General features: G+C 70.1%; 14 protein-coding genes. 4 read left to right on the top strand and 10 right to left on the bottom strand.

From position 1 onward, the window contains the following. Positions 1–18: 18 nt before the first annotated feature. Positions 19–2,070 carry a M3 family metallopeptidase gene (locus tag AB4Y83_RS03740; protein ID WP_442296067.1) on the top strand — a complete coding sequence of 684 codons (2,052 nt, stop codon included), beginning with the start codon at positions 19–21 and terminating at the stop codon, positions 2,068–2,070. A 39-nt stretch (positions 2,071–2,109) separates the two neighbouring features. Then, complete coding sequence (locus tag AB4Y83_RS03735; RefSeq protein WP_442296066.1) at positions 2,110–3,279, top strand: low temperature requirement protein A; 1,170 nt, start codon at positions 2,110–2,112, stop codon at positions 3,277–3,279. An 18-nt stretch (positions 3,280–3,297) separates the two neighbouring features. Here AB4Y83_RS03735 and AB4Y83_RS03730 read toward each other — a convergent pair whose 3' ends face one another. The 8 genes from AB4Y83_RS03730 to glpX all read right to left on the bottom strand — a co-directional run bounded on the left by AB4Y83_RS03730 (position 3,298) and on the right by glpX (position 13,106). Beyond that, positions 3,298–3,813, bottom strand: a complete 516-nt coding sequence (locus AB4Y83_RS03730; protein ID WP_442275180.1) for a beta-class carbonic anhydrase — start codon at positions 3,811–3,813, stop codon at positions 3,298–3,300. A gap of 14 nt (positions 3,814–3,827) precedes the next feature. After that, positions 3,828–5,540, bottom strand: a complete 1,713-nt coding sequence (locus tag AB4Y83_RS03725; RefSeq protein WP_442275179.1) for a fumarate hydratase — start codon at positions 5,538–5,540, stop codon at positions 3,828–3,830. A gap of 142 nt (positions 5,541–5,682) precedes the next feature. Then, the gene (locus tag AB4Y83_RS03720; RefSeq protein ID WP_256794758.1) at positions 5,683–6,546 is read right to left on the bottom strand and encodes a carbohydrate ABC transporter permease; all 864 of its coding nucleotides are present in this window, start codon (positions 6,544–6,546) and stop codon (positions 5,683–5,685) included. After that, positions 6,543–7,700 carry a carbohydrate ABC transporter permease gene (locus tag AB4Y83_RS03715; protein WP_442275178.1) on the bottom strand — a complete coding sequence of 386 codons (1,158 nt, stop codon included), beginning with the start codon at positions 7,698–7,700 and terminating at the stop codon, positions 6,543–6,545. The genes AB4Y83_RS03720 and AB4Y83_RS03715 overlap by 4 nt, the downstream gene beginning before the upstream one ends. Next, entirely contained in the window at positions 7,697–9,058 is a 1,362-nt protein-coding gene (locus AB4Y83_RS03710) for an ABC transporter substrate-binding protein (RefSeq protein WP_442275177.1), read from the bottom strand. Before AB4Y83_RS03710 ends, AB4Y83_RS03715 begins: the two co-directional genes overlap by 4 nt. A 241-nt stretch (positions 9,059–9,299) precedes the next feature. Continuing rightward, on the bottom strand, positions 9,300–11,027 hold the full coding sequence (locus AB4Y83_RS03705; RefSeq protein WP_442296065.1) for a substrate-binding and VWA domain-containing protein: 1,728 nt from the start codon (positions 11,025–11,027) through the stop codon (positions 9,300–9,302). 127 nt (positions 11,028–11,154) lie between these two features. Continuing rightward, a complete protein-coding gene (locus AB4Y83_RS03700; protein WP_442296064.1) occupies positions 11,155–12,117 on the bottom strand; it encodes a carbohydrate kinase family protein in 963 nt (320 codons plus the stop codon). Next, positions 12,114–13,106 carry a class II fructose-bisphosphatase gene (glpX, locus tag AB4Y83_RS03695; protein WP_442296063.1) on the bottom strand — a complete coding sequence of 331 codons (993 nt, stop codon included), beginning with the start codon at positions 13,104–13,106 and terminating at the stop codon, positions 12,114–12,116. The genes AB4Y83_RS03700 and glpX overlap by 4 nt, the downstream gene beginning before the upstream one ends. 96 nt (positions 13,107–13,202) lie before the next feature. Between glpX and AB4Y83_RS03690 the strand changes: the two genes are divergently transcribed. Continuing rightward, positions 13,203–13,880 carry a DUF4245 domain-containing protein gene (locus tag AB4Y83_RS03690; protein WP_442296062.1) on the top strand — a complete coding sequence of 226 codons (678 nt, stop codon included), beginning with the start codon at positions 13,203–13,205 and terminating at the stop codon, positions 13,878–13,880. A 38-nt stretch (positions 13,881–13,918) separates the two neighbouring features. Here the strand turns inward: AB4Y83_RS03690 and AB4Y83_RS03685 are convergent, their stop codons facing one another. Together AB4Y83_RS03685 and xseA are read right to left on the bottom strand one after the other, a co-directional pair. Next, complete coding sequence (locus AB4Y83_RS03685) at positions 13,919–14,209, bottom strand: exodeoxyribonuclease VII small subunit (protein ID WP_256794765.1); 291 nt, start codon at positions 14,207–14,209, stop codon at positions 13,919–13,921. 10 nt (positions 14,210–14,219) lie between these two features. Continuing rightward, the gene (gene xseA / locus AB4Y83_RS03680) at positions 14,220–15,617 is read right to left on the bottom strand and encodes an exodeoxyribonuclease VII large subunit (RefSeq protein ID WP_442296189.1); all 1,398 of its coding nucleotides are present in this window, start codon (positions 15,615–15,617) and stop codon (positions 14,220–14,222) included. 217 nt (positions 15,618–15,834) lie between these two features. Here xseA and AB4Y83_RS03675 point away from each other — a divergent pair, with 217 nt between their 5' ends. Beyond that, a complete protein-coding gene (locus AB4Y83_RS03675; RefSeq protein WP_442275173.1) occupies positions 15,835–16,869 on the top strand; it encodes a 4-hydroxy-3-methylbut-2-enyl diphosphate reductase in 1,035 nt (344 codons plus the stop codon). The last annotated feature ends 19 nt before the right edge of the window (positions 16,870–16,888 follow it).

Below are 16,888 nucleotides of genomic sequence, written 5' to 3'. Positions count from 1 at the left end.
CTGCGTAGGGTTCGGTCCATGCCCGACGAGACCCCGGCCGCCAACCCGCTGCTCGCCCCGAGCCCGCTGCCGCACGGGCTGCCGCCCTTCGCCCTGATCCGCGACGGGCACTACCGCGAGGCGTTCGACCGCGGCATGGCCGAGCACCGTGCCGAGGTCGAGGCGATCGCGGCCGACCCGGCGCCCGCGACCTTCGAGAACACCGTCGTCGCGCTGGAGCGCTCGGGGCAGACGTTGAGCCGGACGAGCCTGGCCTTCTTCGGGACGTCGAGCTCCCTCGCCACCGACGCCGTGCAGGCGATCGAGGAGGAGTATGCGCCGCGTCTCACCGCGCACGCCGACGCGGTCCGGCTCGACCCGCGCCTCTACGCCCGGATCCGGGCCGTCCACGACGACGAGGTGGCGATGGCCGCCCTCGACCCGGAGTCGCGACGGCTCGTCGAGCGGCACCTCACCGAGATGACCGTCGCCGGGGCCGGGCTCGACGAGAGCGCCAAGGACCGCCTGCGCGAGCTCAACGGGCGGCTCGCGAGCCTCGGCACCCAGTTCGAGAAGCGCCTGCTCGCCGACTCCAACGACCTCGCCGTCCTCGTCGACGACGTGGCGGCGCTCGACGGGCTGACCACCGGCGAGATCTCGGCCGCCGCGGCGGCAGCGGCCGAGCACGGGCACGAGGGGGGCTGGCTGCTCACGCTCGTCCTGCCGACCGGGCACCCGCACCTCGCCTCGCTCACCGACCGGGACCTGCGCGGCCGGCTCCACGAGGCGCAGGGCTCCCGCGGCAACCGCGACAACGCGAACGACACCAAGGCGCTCGTCCTCGAGACCGTCCGGCTCCGGGCCGAGCGGGCCCGGCTCCTGGGCTACGACACACATGCCGCCGCGGCGCTCGCCGACTCCACGGCGCGCACCCCCGAGCGCGTCATGGACCTGCTGGGGCGCCTCGCCCCGGCCGCGGCCCGCAACATCGAGGCCGAGCGGGCGCTGCTCGAGGACGAGGCGGGCCACCCGATCGAGGCGCACGACTGGGCCTTCTGGGCCGAGAAGGTCCGTGCGTCGAGGTATGCCGTCGACCTCGCGGCGATGCGACCCTACTTCGAGGCCGAGCGGGTGCTCCACGACGGGATCTTCCACGCGGCCGGGCTGCTCTACGGCCTGACCTTCCACGAACGCGACGACCTCGAGGGCTACCACCCCGACGTCCGCGTCTTCGAGGTGCGCGACGCCGACCGGACGCCCTTCGGGCTCTACCTGCTCGACCTCCACACCCGCGACACGAAGAAGGGTGGGGCGTGGATGAACAGCCTCGTCCACCAGAACACCCTGCTGGGCCGGACGAGCGCCGTCGTGTGCAACAACCTCAACGTCCCCAAGCCCGGTCCGGGTGAGCCGACGCTGCTCACCTACGACGAGACTCGCACGTTCTTCCACGAGTTCGGGCACGCGATCCACGGCCTGCTCGCCCGGGTCACCTACCCGCACTTCGCCGGGACCCGCGTCTTCCGCGACTTCGTCGAGTACCCGAGCCAGGTCAACGAGATGTGGATGCTCTGGCCCGAGGTCCTCGGGAACTACGCCGTCCACCACGAGACGGGGGAGTCCCTGCCGCAGGAGCTCGTCGACCGGCTCGTCGCCGCGCAGACGTTCGGGGAGGGCTTCGCGACGGGCGAGTACCTCGCGGCAGCGCTGCTCGACCAGGCGTGGCACGCCATCGACGTCGAGGAGGCCTCACACGTGACGGACGTCGGGGCCTTCGAGGCGTCCGCCCTGGCCGCGGTCGGGCTCGCGAACCCGCTCGTGCCGCCGCGCTACCGGTCGACGTACTTCGCGCACACCTTCTCGTACGCCTACGACGCGCAGTACTACGCCTACATCTGGAGCGAGGTGCTCGACGCCGACACCGTCGCGTGGTTCCGCGAGAACGGCGGCCTGACCCGTGCCAACGGCGACCACTACCGCCGGCACGTCGTCGGGATCGGGGGCGCGGCCGACCCGCTCGAGTCCTACCGCGAGTTCCGGGGCGCCGACGCCGACATCCGGCACCTCATCGAACGGCGCGGCCTCGGCTGACGGGGGCACCCGCCGGCGCGCTGCTGGCAGACTCGGCGCGTGAGCCACGTCAACGTCGTGCCCCTGTCACGGCGCATGCAGCCCCGTGACCCCCACGAGCCGCATCGCGTCGCGACCCCGCTCGAGCTGCTCTTCGACCTCGTCTTCGTCGTCGCGATCGCCAGTGCCGCCGCGCAGTGGCACCACGGCCTCGCCGAGGGACACCTGGGTGACCTCGTCAACTTCGTCATGGTCTTCTTCGCCATCTGGTGGGCGTGGATGAACTACACGTGGTTCGCCTCGTCGTACGACTGCGACGACGTGACGTACCGCCTGCTGACCTTCGCCATCATGGCCGGCTCGCTCATGCTCGCCGCGGGCATCCCCGAGCTCTTCAGCACGGAGCAGTCGGGACTCGTCGTCGGCGGCTACGCCGTGATGCGCTTCGCGATGGTGGCCATGTGGCTCCGCGCTGCGGCCGGCCACCCCGAGGGGCGGCGCACCGCGCTGACGTACGCGTCGGGCATCGCGATCGTGCAGGTGCTGTGGATCGCCCGGCTGCTCCTGCACGGGCAGAAGGCGCTGCTCGTGTCGTTCTTCGCCCTAGTCGTCCTCGAGCTTCTCGTGCCCATCGTGGCCGAGCGGCACGGCATCACGCCGTTCCACCCGCACCACATCGCCGAGCGCTACGCCCTGCTGACGATCATCGTGCTCGGCGAGGTCATCCTCGCCTCGGTGCAGGCGGTCCAGGGGGCGCTGGAGCAGGGGGCGGAGGCCGGGCTGCTCGCCATCGTCGTCGGCGGGCTGCTCATCGTCTTCTCCATGTGGTGGCTCTACTTCAAGCGCGAGCACGCGGGGCTCTTCGAGGTCGGCATCCGGAGCACGTTCGTCACCGGCTACGGCCATTACCTCGTCTTCGTCTCGGTGGCGGCGACCGGTGCGGCGCTCGCGGCCGCCGTCGACCTCGTCCAGGGCGAGGCGCACACGACGGACCGGGTCGTGGGGGTGGCGCTCGCCGGTGCCGTGGCCGTCTACGCGTGGTGCCTGACGGCCATGCACGCGATGGCGGGAGCGCCCGTCGTCGAGACCCGGGTGGGCGTCGTCGTCGGGCTCGTCCTGCTGGGCGTCGCTGCCATCGGCCCGCCGGTGGGCGTGACGGTGCTGTCGACGGGGCTCGTGCTGGCCGCCGCCGTCGCGCACCACGTCTGGACCACGCGCGCGGTCACCTGACCCCCGACCGGGAGCGGGTCAGGCGACGGGCTGGAGCAGTCCGGAGTCGACGTCGTAGATGAAGCCGGCGACCTTGACGCCCTCGGCGATGAGCGGGTGCGTACGCACCCTGGCGAGGTCCTCGCGCAGGGCGCGCTCCTGGTCGGCGATGGCGTGGAACGTCATCCACGACGCGTCCTTGCCGGCGCTCGCACCCACACGTTCACGCAGCTCGGCCTCGCTGTTCGACGCCATGGCGCACCGGGTGTGGGGCACGACGAGGATGCGGTCCACGTTGAGCAGGTGGGTGGCGAGGACGAGCGCCTCGAGGGCCTCGGAGGCCACGCGCCCGCCCGGGTTGCGGAAGATCTTGGCGTCGCCCGGCTTGAGGCCGACGAGGCCGAGGGGATCGATGCGGGAGTCCATGCACGTGACGATCGCGACGCCGGCCTGGGCGATGCCGTCGAAGCCGGCCATCTCGAAACGGTCGGCATAGGCGCGGTTGGCGGCGAGGAGGTCGTCGAATCCCGCTCCTGCAGAGGCGTTCTCGCTCATGTCTGTCCTTTCGGTCACTGGAGTCCGGGTCGCTTCGAGATGGTGAAGGCCATCGGCTTGCTCACCTCGGCGAAGAAGTCGTTGCCCTTGTCGTCGACGACGATGAAGGCGGGGAAGTCCTCGACGTCGATCTTCCACACCGCCTCCATGCCGAGCTCTTCGTACTCGAGCACCTCGACGTGCTTGATGCAGTCCTGGGCCAGCCGGGCCGCCGGGCCGCCGATCGAGCCGAGGTAGAAGCCGCCGTGTGCATCGCACGCCTCGGTGACCTGCTTGCTCCGGTTGCCCTTGGCGAGCATCACCTTGGACCCACCGGCGGCCTGGAACTGGTCGACGTAGGAGTCCATCCGCCCGGCGGTGGTGGGCCCGAACGAGCCGGACGGCATACCTGCTGGCGTCTTGGCGGGGCCGGCGTAGTAGACGGGATGGTCCTTGAGGTACTGCGGCATCTCCTCGCCCGCGTCGAGCCGTTCCTTGATCTTGGCGTGCGCGATGTCGCGCGCGACGACGAGCGGACCGGTGAGCGAGAGCCGGGTCTTGACCGGGTGCCTGGCGAGCTCGGCGAGGATGTCGTCCATCGGCTGCGTCAGGTCGACCTTGACGACGACGTTCTTGCTGATCGAGCTGACGCCCACCGCCTCGTCCTCGTGCTCGCCGAGGTCGACGGCGCCGGCGTCGGGCAGGAAGCGTGCCGGGTCGGTCTCGAGCTGCTCGATGAAGACGCCCTCGGCCGTGATCTTGCCGAGCACCTGCCGGTCGGCCGAGCACGAGACGGCGATGGCCACCGGGAGGCTCGCACCGTGTCGGGGGAGGCGGACCACGCGCACGTCGTGGCAGAAGTACTTGCCGCCGAACTGGGCGCCGATGCCGAACTGGCGGGTCAGCTCGAGCACCTTCTCCTCGAGCTCGGTGTCGCGGAAGCCGTGAGCCGTCAGCGACCCCGAGGTGGGCAGCGTGTCGAGGTACTTCGCCGACGCGTACTTGGCTGTCTTCAGGGCGAACTCGGCGCTCGTGCCGCCGATGACGATGGCGAGGTGATAGGGCGGGCAGGCCGCCGTGCCGAGGGAGCGGAGCTTCTCGTCGAGGAAGCGCATCATGGCGTCCTCGTTGAGGATCGCCTTCGTCTCCTGGTAGAGGTAGCTCTTGTTGGCCGAGCCGCCGCCCTTGGCCATGAAGAGGAACTTGTACTGCGCCTCGTGGCCGGGCAGCGTGTCGGCGTAGAGCTCGACCTGCGCCGGCAGGTTGGAGCCGGTGTTCTTCTCCTCCCACGTCGTGAGGGGGGCCATCTGCGAGTAGCGCAGGTTGAGGCGGGTGTACGCGTCGTAGACGCCCTCGCTGATCGCCTGCTCGTCCGTGCCCGGCGTCAGCACGTGCTGGCCCCGTTTGCCCATGACGATCGCCGTGCCGGTGTCCTGGCACATCGGCAGCACGCCACCGGCCGCGATGTTGGCGTTCTTGAGCAAGTCGAGCGCGACGAACTTGTCGTTGTTGCTGGCCTCGTCGTCCTCGAGGATGTTGCGCAGCTGCTGCAGGTGCGCCGGGCGCAGGTAGTGGGCGATGTCGTGCATCGCCGTCTCGGTCAGCAGCCGCAGCGCCTCCGGGTCGACCTCGAGGAACGTGCGCCCTCCCGGCCCGTCGACGGCGCGCACGCCCTCGGTCGTCAGCAGCCGGTAGGGCGCCTCGTCGGCGCCGATGGGCAGCAGGTCCTCGTAGGCGAAGTCGGCCACGAAACGCTCCTTGCGATACAGGTGGGCTCGAGCTGGTCGGGCGTATGCCGCCGAGCCCCACGGCATACGACAGTCCCCTCCCAGCCTAGTGACGGCTGGGAGGGGACTGTCGAGCAGGTCGGTGCAGGTGCGAGGCGGTGCCTCAGCCCTTGACCGCGCCGGACGTCATGCCGCGGATCATGTAGCGCTGCAGCGTGACGAAGACGATCATCGGGACGATGATCGTGATGAACGCGCCCGCGGTCAGGAGCTCCTGGCCCTGCCCCTGGGAGCCCAGGAGCTGCTGGAGCTTGACGATGACGGTCGTGTTCTCGCTCTTGAGGAAGAGCTTGGCGATGAGAAGGTCGTTCCACACCCAGAGGAACTGGAGCGTGGCGAACGCCGCGATGGCCGGGATCGACATCGGCGCCACGAGCCTCCAGAACGTCTGGAAGTGGCTGCACCCGTCGATCTTGGCCGACTCGACGACGCTGCGCGGCAGCGTGCTCATGTAGTTGCGCAGGGTGTAGATGCACAGCGGCATGCCGAAGCCCGTGTGCAGCAGCCACACCGCGATGTACTGCCCGCTGATGCCGAGGCCGCGAGGGCCGAGGATGTTGAGCATCGGCTGGAAGGCCACCTGGATGGGGACCACCATGACCGCGATGATCAGCAGGAAGAAGAACTCCTTGAAGGGGAAGTCCATGAAGGTGAACGCGTAGGCCGCGAACGCCGCGAACATGATCGGGATGACGGTGGCCGGGATCGCCACGATGATGCTGTTGACGAATCCCGAGCTGAGGTCCGCCCCGGTCCACGCTCCCGAGTAGTTGCTCGTCGTCCAGTCGGCGCCGAAGGGGTTGAACAGCGCCGTCCACCAGCCGGAGGTCGCCGCGTCGTCACGGGTGCGGAACGAGGTGACGAGCAGTCCCAGCGTCGGGATCGTCCAGAGGAGCGCCAGGATCGTCATGGTGACGATCGAGAAGGGGCTGCGGGGGCGCCCGTCCTTCATCAGGGATCGGCTCATCGACCTGCCTCCTCGTCGCGGAAGTGCTTGACCTGGTACCAGATGAGCGGAATCACCGCGATGAGCAGGACGACGACGATGGCCGTCGCCTGTCCGGCCTCGCTGGCCGCGAACAGCTTGTTGAAGAAGAGGTTCGCGATGACGTTGGTGCCGTAGGCGCCGTTCGTCGTGACGTAGACGATGTCGAAGACCTTGAGGACGGTGATGAAGACCGTGACGAACACCGTGATGATCGTCCCCTTGATCTGCGGGATGATCACCTGCCAGAAGATCTGGAACTCGCCGGCGCCATCGATGCGCGCCGCCTCGACGGTGTCCTCGGGAACCCCCTTGATGGCCGAGGACAGCAGGACCATGGCAAAGCCCGCCTGGAGCCAGATGAGGATGACCATGAGCAGGATCGAGTTGAGCTTGAGCGTGTCGATGGCGAGCCACGTCTGCGGGTCGCCGCCGAGACCGGTCCAGATCGCGTTGAGCAGACCGGTCTGGGGCTGGCCCGGGTTGTTGTACGCGTAGACGAGCAGCCAGATCGCGGAGGCGCCGACGGCCGAGATCGCCATCGGCAGGAAGACCATGCTCTTGGCGACCTTCTCGCCGCCGGCGGACAGCTTGTCGGCGAGCACCGCGACGATGACCCCGAACGCGACGACGAGCGCCGGCACGATGAGCAGCCACAGGATGTTGTTGACGATGGACTGCCAGAACTCGCTGCTGCCGAAGATCGTCTTGTAGTTCTGCAGACCCACGTAGGCGGTGCTGTCGGCATTGGCGAACGAGTAGTTGATCGTCTGGAACGTCGGGTAGATGAGCATGAGCCCGACGAGCAGCAGCCCGGGGAGGATGAAGGCGTAGGGGATCACGCCCTCCGACAGCCGGCGCGGCAGGCCCTCGACGAACATGTTGAGGAAGTAGAAGAGCAGGGCTGCCCCACCCACTCCCGCGACGATCGCGAGGATGCCGATGACGAACTTGTTGCCGAACCACTGGGGGTAGTAGCCGAACGCGAGGAAGAGGTTGGCCAGACCCCAGATCACGGCGATCATGCCGACGAGGCCGACGCCGATCTTCATCGGGTTGGTGCGCAGGTGCGCGTCGGGGTCGTCCCCGGTGCGCAGTCGTTGACGCGGCGCTGCCGCGCTGGTGTCGGCGGTCATGACTTCGGCCAGGACGCTTCGATGTTGTCAGCGGTCTGCTGCGAGCTCTGCCCGCTCTCCCACTTGACCATCTCGGTCCAGAAGGTGCCCGAGCCGACGGCCTTGGGCATGAGGTCCGAGCCGTCGAAGCGCAGCACGGCCGACTTGTTGGCGATGTCGGCGATCTTCTTCGTCGTCTCGTTGGGGTAGTTGTTGAGGTCGAAGGTCTTGTGCGGTGACAGCCAGCCACCGGCCTTGGCCCACGGTGCACCGAACTTGTCGGAGGTGAGGAACGCCATCACCTTCTGGGCGTCCGGGTCGGTGCCGTTGAAGAGCGCCGCGAGGTCACCGCCGCCGAGGATGGCCTGACCGTCGTAGCCGCCAGAGAACTTCGGGAAGACGTAGATGCCCACCTGGTTGTCGAGGTCGGCCTGGACGTTCTTCGGGTAGAACGTCGTGGCGAAGTTGCCCTGACGGTGCAGCATGCACTTCGGCGGGTTGGAGAAGGCCGGCGTCATCGCGTCGCCGAACTTGGTGTTGAGCACGCCCTTGGTGCCGCCGAGGACCATCTTCGGGTCCTTGTTGAACTTGGCGGCCTCGTCGAGGGCCTTGACGACGCGCGGGTCGTTGAAGGGGATGCGGTGGGAGGTCCACTGGTCGTAGACGTCGGGGCCCCACATGCGCAGCATGAGCTCCTCGACCCAGTCGGTGCCGACCCAGCCGGTGGCCTGGTCGGACCCCCAGCCGATGCACCACGGGGTGATGCCGTTCGCCGCGATCTTGTCGGCGACGTTGCTCTGCAGCTGCTGGATGGTTTGGGGCGCCGTGTCGTAGCCACCCTTCTCGTAGGCCGCCTTGGGGTACCAGACGATGCTCTTGACGGCGTTGCGCATCGGCGCGCCGTAGACCCGGCCCTTGTACCGTGCGGCGTCGAGGAAGCCGGGCAGCAGGGTGGACTGGAGCTTGTCGTAGTCGAGGTACGTGTCGACCGGCCAGACCTTCTTCTGGGCCGCGAACTCGAGCATGCCGCCCGGCTGCGGGAAGAGCCCGATGTCGGGGGAGTCTCCCGCCGCGACCTTCTGCTTGACGGTCGTCGTGAAGTCCTGGTCACCGGTGTACTGGATCTTGATGCCGCTGCTCTTCTCGAAGTCGGCGAGCGAGGCGTTGAAGTTCTTCTCCTCGTCGCCGCCGAAGGCGCCGAGGATCGTCACGACCTTGTCGCCGTCAGCCGTGCCGCTGTCGATGAAGCCGCCGGCGCCTCCTGCCCCGCCTGAGCCGCCGCCACCCCCGTTGGGGTTCTGCAGACAGCCGGTCAGCACCAACGCTGCCGCGGCGACCACCCCGCCTGCTTGCAGTGCGCGTCTGGGAAATCCGCTCATGGTCGCTCCTCGTCGTTGAGTTGTGCGTCGATCCCCACCGATCAACGTGACCATGGTCACGTGGAACACCTCATTCCTACCGCGTCGCCGCAGGCGGGTCTAGTGGGGTGACCTGCTCGTGACCTACCCGCGACGGGCCGTCTCTGGACGGCCGGGAAACGGCCACGGCCCCCGGCGGGCCGGGGGCCGTGCGTGTTTCTGCTGTGAAAGGTGAGGCGTCGGCGCCGTCTGGACCGTCGGGTCAGACGCAGCGACCGTTCTTGCACTCGTGGTCGAAGAGCGCCCGGGCGAGGACGGTGGTCATGTCGGCCGGGGACGGCGCCGCGTAGAAGTCGGAGTAGGTCATCTTCGAGATCTGCGACAGCGCCTTGGGGTCGACGTCGGGACCGATGCCGATGGTCGTGATGGCGATCGGCTTGGACGGGTCGCTCGCGGCCCGGAGGTTCGCCTTGAGCTGCTCGAGCGAGATGCCCTTCGGGTCCTCGTTGCGGCCGTCGGTGAGGATGACGACGGCGTTCACCCGGTTGGGGTCGTACTGCTGCTTGACCTTCTGGTAGGCGGCCCAGATCGTGTCGTAGAGCCCCGTACCGCCGCCGACGTTCTTGGCGAGGGTGCTCGCCGCCGTCGCGACGACGGCCCGGTGGGAGTCGTCGTCGAGGCGACCGATGGGCGCGAGCTCGCGCCAGTCCTGGCCCTTGCCGCCCTTGTCGATGGAGAAGATCCAGAGCCCGAGCTTCGTCGTCTTGGGCAGGGCCGCCAGGGCGATGCCCGCCGCCTCCTGCGTGATGGCGACGCGGGTCGTGTCGCTGACCTTGTCGTTCATCGAGCCGGAGACGTCGAAGACGGACAGGATCGAGAAGTCGGTCGTCGCAGACTGCCAGACGTTGGTGGCGGCGGTGACGGTCTCTGCGTCGGGGCTCGGCCCGATCTTGACCTCGCCCACGCTGCCCGCCGGCGTCGGCATGGTGACGGGGACGGCCGTCGAGCGGATGCCGTACTGCGCGAAGATCTTGGCGGCGGTCGGCGTCATGAGGTAGGCACGGAGCAGCTCCACGGCCTGGTCGCGGACCGGGTCGGTCGCGACGTTGACGAGGGAGAACTCGAAGGCCGGAGTGCCTTCGCTCGGGGTGACCGACACCATCTTGTGGTCGGGGTAGAGGCGGTTGTGGTCGATGAGATCGGCCTCGGACACCGGGAAGGCCGCCGCGGTCGCGGGGTCGGCGTTGTAGGCGCTGAAGAGGTCGTCGACCGAGGCGGCCGCACCCTTGGCGAGCTTGGGGATGACGACGCGTCCCTGCTCGTTCGACAGCTCCGGCAGGGCCGAGGCGAGCGTCAGCATGCCGGCCGTGGTCGAACGGGGGTCGCTCATCCGGATCGGGCTGTCCGACGCGACGAGCTCGAGCCACTTCGGCTGGTCACCGAGCTTGTCGGCCTGGGCGGGGTCCATCGCGATGACGAGAGGGCTCTTGGCGAAGGCGCTCGCCGGTTTGGCGTTGAGCTTGGCGGCCTCGTTGACGCGCTCGACCCAGCGCGGGGAGTCGGGGATCCAGGCGTCGGGCCGGTCCGGCTGCCCCTGGCCCAGACCGATCATGGCCTCGATCGGTGCCTTGCCCTTGACGACGTAGTCGACGCACGGGGAGTCCGGGTCGGCCTGGTACTCCTTGGCGAGCGCGAGCACCGCGGGCTGGGCCGCCTCGGACACCCAGACGGAGACCGGGGTGCGGTCGGGGCACGACTTGCCAGGAGTCGCCGTGAGGGCGGCGACGGGAGCCACCTCCCGGCCCTTCCACCAGACGAAGCCGCCGACGCCGGCCCCGGCGAGCAGCACGACGCCGAGCACGGCGGCGATGATGCGGTTGCGGCGAGCCGCGGCAATCCTGGCCTCGAGGGCCTTACGGTTGGCGCGGCTCTCGATGAGACTCTGCTCGTACGGGCCGACGGGGCGTTGTGGAGGGGTGGGGTTGGACACGAGGTTTCCTCACATGAGGACGCCCCGGCACCGGGGCGTCAGGGTGAACCACCGGCCAAAACTACCCGGCGAGTCGCGCAGAATGGTGCCCGACTGCTGGCCTTCTTGTCGAATGCCCGAATTGTCCTCAGGCCAGGTCGTTTCGGGTCGGCGCATGGGCCCCGGCGCGCTCGACGGTGAGTGCGCCGGTGCGCAGCGCGCGCTCCACCGCGGGCACGACGTCGGCGAGGGACGCCGCCTGCAGACGGGTCCGCGCGTCCGGTCCGCCGAGCAGCCCGGCATCGATGAGGCCCGACACGAGCCCCGCCATGAACGAGTCACCGGCCCCGACCGTGTCGACGACGGTGACGGTGGGCGCCGGGAGCGCCTCCTGCTCGCCGGTGCGGGTGACCCGGACGATCGTGCCCTCGCCCCCGCGGGTCACGACGACGAGCGAGGGTCCGAGCTCGCCCCACGCGCGGACGACGTCGTCGATGGCCTCGCCGGGGCACAGCCACTCGATGTCCTCGTCGCTGACCTTGACGACGTCGGACAGTGCGATCGAGCTCTCGATGGTGTGACGGGCCTGCTCGGGACGCCCCATGAGCGACGGCCGCGCGTTCGGGTCGTAGGACACGGTGGCGCCCAGCTCGCGGGCCGCGGCGAGGATCTCGCGCACCTGATCGCCGCCGGGCTCGAGGACGGCGGCGATGCTGCCCGTGTGGACGTGGCCGTATGCCGTGAGGCCGGGGACCGCGGCCACCTGCCACTCGAGGTCGAAGACGTACGTCGCGGCACCCGTGGCGTCGAGCGTCGCGTGCGCGACTGAGGTGAAGGGTGCACCCTGCGAGCCCGCCGTCAGGGCGACGCCGCGCTCCCGGCATACGTCCTCGATGCGGCGACCGCGCTCGTCGGTCGCGATCCACGTCGCGAGGTCGACGGGGTGCTCGAGGGCCGCCAGACCGAAGGCGACGTTGGCGGGGCTGCCGCCGACGTGCTCAGCGGTGTCGCCGCCGGCGGTCGTGACCGCGTCGACGAGGGCCTCGCCGACGACGAGGGTGTGGACGGGCGACGAGGGGGGCGTCGGGTCGGACATCGTGGCGGTCCTCACTCCTCGATCATGTCGGTGCTGCCGAACCAGCCCGGGCGGTCGAAGCGGTGCTCGCTGTCGATCGTGCGGATGGTGCCGCTGCGCGAGCGCATGACGAGGGAGTTGGTGCGCGCCGACTTCGCGCCGTAGCGCACGCCTCGGAGCAGCTCGCCGTCGGTGATGCCGGTCGCGACGAAGAAGCACTCACCGACGACGAGGTCGTCGGTGGACAGGACGCGCTCGAGGTCGTGACCGGCGTCGAGGGCCTTCTGGCGCTCCTCGTCGTCCTTGGGCCAGAGCCGGCCCTGGATGACGCCGCCGGTGCACTTGATGGCACAGGCGGCGATGATCCCCTCGGGGGTGCCGCCGATGCCGAGGAGCAGGTCGACACCGGTGCCCGGGCGGGCGGCCATGACCGCGCCGGCGACGTCGCCGTCGACGATGTAGCGGATGCGGGCGCCCGTGTCGCGGATCTGCTCGGCGAGGTGCTCATGGCGTGGCCGGTCGAGCATGACGACCGTGACGTCGGCCGGCGTCTCCTTCTTGGCCTTGGCGATGCGCCGGATGTTCTCGGCGACGGGGAGCCGGATGTCGACGACCTCGGCCGCCTCGGGACCGGTCGCGAGCTTGTCCATGTAGAACACGGCCGAGGGGTCGTACATCGCGCCCCGGTTGGCGACGGCCATGACGGCGACGGCGTTGTTCATGCCCTTGGCCGTCAGCGTCGTGCCGTCGATCGGGTCGACGGCGACGTCGACCTCGGGGCCGGTGCCGTCACCGACCTGCTCACCGTTGAAGAGCATCGGGGCGTTGTCCTTCTCGCCCTCGCCGATGACGACGACGCCGCGCATGCTGACGGTCGAGATCATGGCGCGCATCGCCTCGACGGCGGCACCGTCGGCCTTGTTCTTCTGGCCGCGGCCGACCCAGCGGCCCCCGGCCATGGCTGCTGCCTCGGTCACCCGGACCAGCTCGAGAGCGAGGTTGCGATCCGGCTGGCTGTGCTTCATCAAAGGTCCTCCGTCGGCGCAGAACGAGTCGGCGCCAGCCTATCGGTGGCCACACCCGCGTTTGGACCGCGTCCGGGAGTCGGGGACCATGGGGGCATGAGCACCCCGTCGACGCCGTCGACACCCCCGGCAGAGACCACCCGCGCTCCGGCGACCGGGTCAGCGGAGGCCGCGGGCCCCACCACGCCGGCCGCTCCGCCGAGCCGCTACTCGCTCGGGACCTTCCCCAACATGTTCCGCTCGATGTTCGTCATCGGGCTGTTCGTGCTCGCGCTCGTCGCGATCGTCCCTCGCATCACCCAGGTGCAGCGCCCGGCCGTCGACGCGGCCGGCAAGGCGAGCCAGGTCGCGGCGCAGACGTCGTGGCCGGTCCAGCTGCCGAGGGGCCTTGGCGACGGCTGGGTGCCGACCGTGGCGACGTATGCGCCGGGCACCGAGAAGGTCCAGACCTTCACGACGGTCTGGACGACCCCGAGCGGCAAGGACATCGCCCTGAAGCAGGCGGCGGGCGCGACCCAGGGCTGGGTCGCCCGCTCGGTCGACGACGGGGACGCCGCCGGCACCGTGACGGTCTCGGGGCGCACGTTCGAGAAGTTCGTCGCGAACGACGCGGGCCAGGTCGCCTACGTCGCCCGCGGTGACGGCGCTCGCGGGTTGACCCTCGTGGCGAGCGGCACCGCGCCCGAGGACGAGCTCAAGGCGTTCGTCGCGGCCCTCGCGCCCGTGACGCCCGCGCCCGGCGTGACCCCCGCGCCGTCGACCACGACCGGCTGACCCGACCCGGTCGAGGCCCGTCGGTCAGGGGCGGTCGGTCACGACTCGTCGTCCTCGTCGAAGATCTCGTCGTCGGCGTGCAGCTCGCCGGCCGGTGCGGCGGGAGACGTCGGACGCGTCGCCCGCTCGATCTCGGCCTGGGCGCCGTCGAGCCACGTCGCGCAGTGCGCGGCGAGCGCCTCACCGCGACGCCAGAGGTGCATCGAGTCCTCGAGCGGGGCCTGCCCGGCCTCGAGCTTGGCGACGATCGCGATGAGCTCCTCACGGGCGTCCTCGTAGCGCATCCCGGCGATGTCGGGGAAGCCGTCGGTGGTCGTCGCGTCAGCCATGGGCGCCACCCTACGGCGTCGCGGCGTCGCCGCCGCCGGTCGGCTCCGGCGGGGTGTCGGGCCGCTTGCCCGCGCGGGGCGTGCGTGGCGAGTCCGCCTTCCTGGCAGGGGCGCTCGACGTCTTCCGAGCCGCGGTCCTGCGCGTCGAGGCCTTCGGTGGCTTCGGTGCCGCGTCCTCGGCGCCAGCGGTCACGGGGCGTACGCCGAAGTCGCCGCGAGCGACGCGGACCCGGAGCAGCTCGCCGACCCCGACGTCGTCCTGGTCCATGACGATCCGGCCGTCGCGGTGCTGCACGACGGCATACCCGCGCTCGAGGGTCGACTGGGGGGAGAGGGCCACGACCTGGCGACGGAGGTGCTCGGCCTGGTCGGCGGCGCGGTGCAGTCGGGCCTCGATGCGCGTCGTGGCCCGCGCCCGGAGGGCGGCGACCTCCTGACGACGCGCGCGGACCAGGGCGACCGGGTCGGCCATGACGGGACGGGAGACGAGGGAGCGCAGCCCGGACCGCTCGGCCTCCACCCGGCGCACGAGCGCGCGGCGCACGCGGTCGCGTGCCGCGTCGACGAGGGCGCGCTCGTGGGCGGCATCGGGGACGACCTTCTTGCCGGCGTCGGTCGGTGTCGAGGCCCGCCAGTCGGCGACGAGGTCGAGCAGCGGGGTGTCGACGTCGTGCCCGATGGCGCTGATGACGGGAGTACGGGCCTGGGCGACCGCACGGACCATCGCCTCGTTGGAGAAGGGGAGCAGCTCCTCGAGCGCACCACCACCGCGGGCGATGACGATGACGTCGACGGACGGCATCCCATCGAGCTCGCGGAGCGCCTCGACGACCTCGGTGACGGCCGACGTGCCCTGCACGGCGACCTCGCGGATCTCGAAGACGACGGCCGGCCAACGGCGCCGGGCGTTCTCGACGACGTCCTTCTCGGCCGCGGAGTTGCGTCCGGTGATGAGCCCCACGCGGTGCGGGAGGAAGGGGATCGGTCGCTTGCGCCCCGCGTCGAAGACGCCCTCGGCAGCGAGCGTGCGCTTGAGGATCTCGACGCGGGCGAGGAGGTCGCCGATGCCGACGGGACGGATCTGGCGTGCCTCGAGCTGGAGGCTGCCGCGCTTGGTCCAGAACGTCGGCTTGGCCTGGAGCACGACCCGGGCGCCCTGGGCGAGCGGGATCGGCATGGCATTGACGGCGTTCATCGGCACGGAGACCGACAGGGACATGTCGACGTCGGGGTCGCGCAGGGTGAGGAACGCCGTGCCGCCGCGTGGGTTGAACTGGACGACCTGGCCCTCGACCCACAGCTGGCTCATCCGGTCGACGTAGTCGGAGATCTTGAGGCTGAGCACCCGCACCGGCCACGGCTGCTCGGCCGTGGTGTCGGCGGCCTTGTCGGGCAGCGGGCTCGTCATGCTCACCCGCGTCACCCTAAAGGTGTTGCCGGGTCGATGTGACGCGCCTGGCGTCGGCGCGGTGATCCCCGAGCCTGACGAGACGGCGCGCTGGGTGGCCGACCGCTACGCGCTCGGTTCAGTCCGCTCGATGGACCGGGTCGAACTGGCTCCTTGGGAAGGTCCACCGGCTCGGCACGGATACGGCTGTGCAGCGCGGCCCCCGTACGATGGGCCCATGAGCGAGCCAGCCGACCAGACGTCCGCCAAGAAGGTCCTCCTCGCGGCGCCACGCGGCTACTGCGCCGGTGTCGACCGGGCCGTCGTGACCGTCGAGAAGGCCCTCGAGCTCTACGGGCCGCCGGTCTACGTGCGCAAGCAGATCGTGCACAACAAGCACGTCGTCACCACGCTCGAGAAGCGCGGCGCGATCTTCGTCGACGAGACCGACGAGGTGCCCGAGGGTGCCACCGTCATCTTCTCGGCCCACGGGGTGGCCCCCGTCGTGCACGAGGAGGCGCGGGTCCGCAGCCTCAAGACGATCGACGCGACCTGTCCCCTCGTGACGAAGGTGCACCGCGAGGCCGTCCGCTTCGCCGACGACGACTTCGACATCCTCCTCATCGGGCACGAGGGGCACGAGGAGGTCGTGGGCACCGCGGGCGAGGCCCCCGAGCACATCACGCTCGTCGACGGTCCCGACGACGTCGACAACGTCACCGTGCGCGACCCGGAGAAGGTCGTCTGGCTCTCGCAGACCACCCTGTCGGTCGACGAGACGATGGAGACGGTCGGCCGCCTCAAGGAGAAGTTCCCGGCGCTGCAGAGCCCGCCCTCCGACGACATCTGCTACGCCACCCAGAACCGCCAGCTCGCCGTCAAGCAGATGGCCAAGGACACCGACCTCATGATCGTCGTCGGGTCGCGCAACTCGTCCAACTCGGTGCGCCTCGTGGAGGTCGCGATCGAGCACGGCGCCCGGGACGGGCATCTCGTCGACTTCGCCGACGAGATCGACGAGGCGTGGCTCGACGGTGTCTCGACCGTGGGTGTCACCTCGGGTGCCAGCGTGCCGGAGGTGCTCGTGCGTGACGTGCTGACGTGGCTCGCGGAGCGTGGCTACGGCGAGGTCGAGGCGGTCATCGCGGCCGAGGAGTCGCTGCTGTTCTCGCTGCCCAACGAGCTGCGCCGTGACCTCAAGGCCGCCAAGGGCGAGGACGCCGGCACGGTGCGCCACGACGCCGCCTTCGAGGACTCCGGCTCGCTCCACTGACGCGGCGACGCCCTCGCGT

This window comes from Terrabacter sp. RAF57 (genome assembly GCF_052113925.1).
Lineage (GTDB): Bacteria > Actinomycetota > Actinomycetes > Actinomycetales > Dermatophilaceae > Terrabacter.
This window is presented reverse-complemented; position numbering and strand designations above follow the sequence as displayed.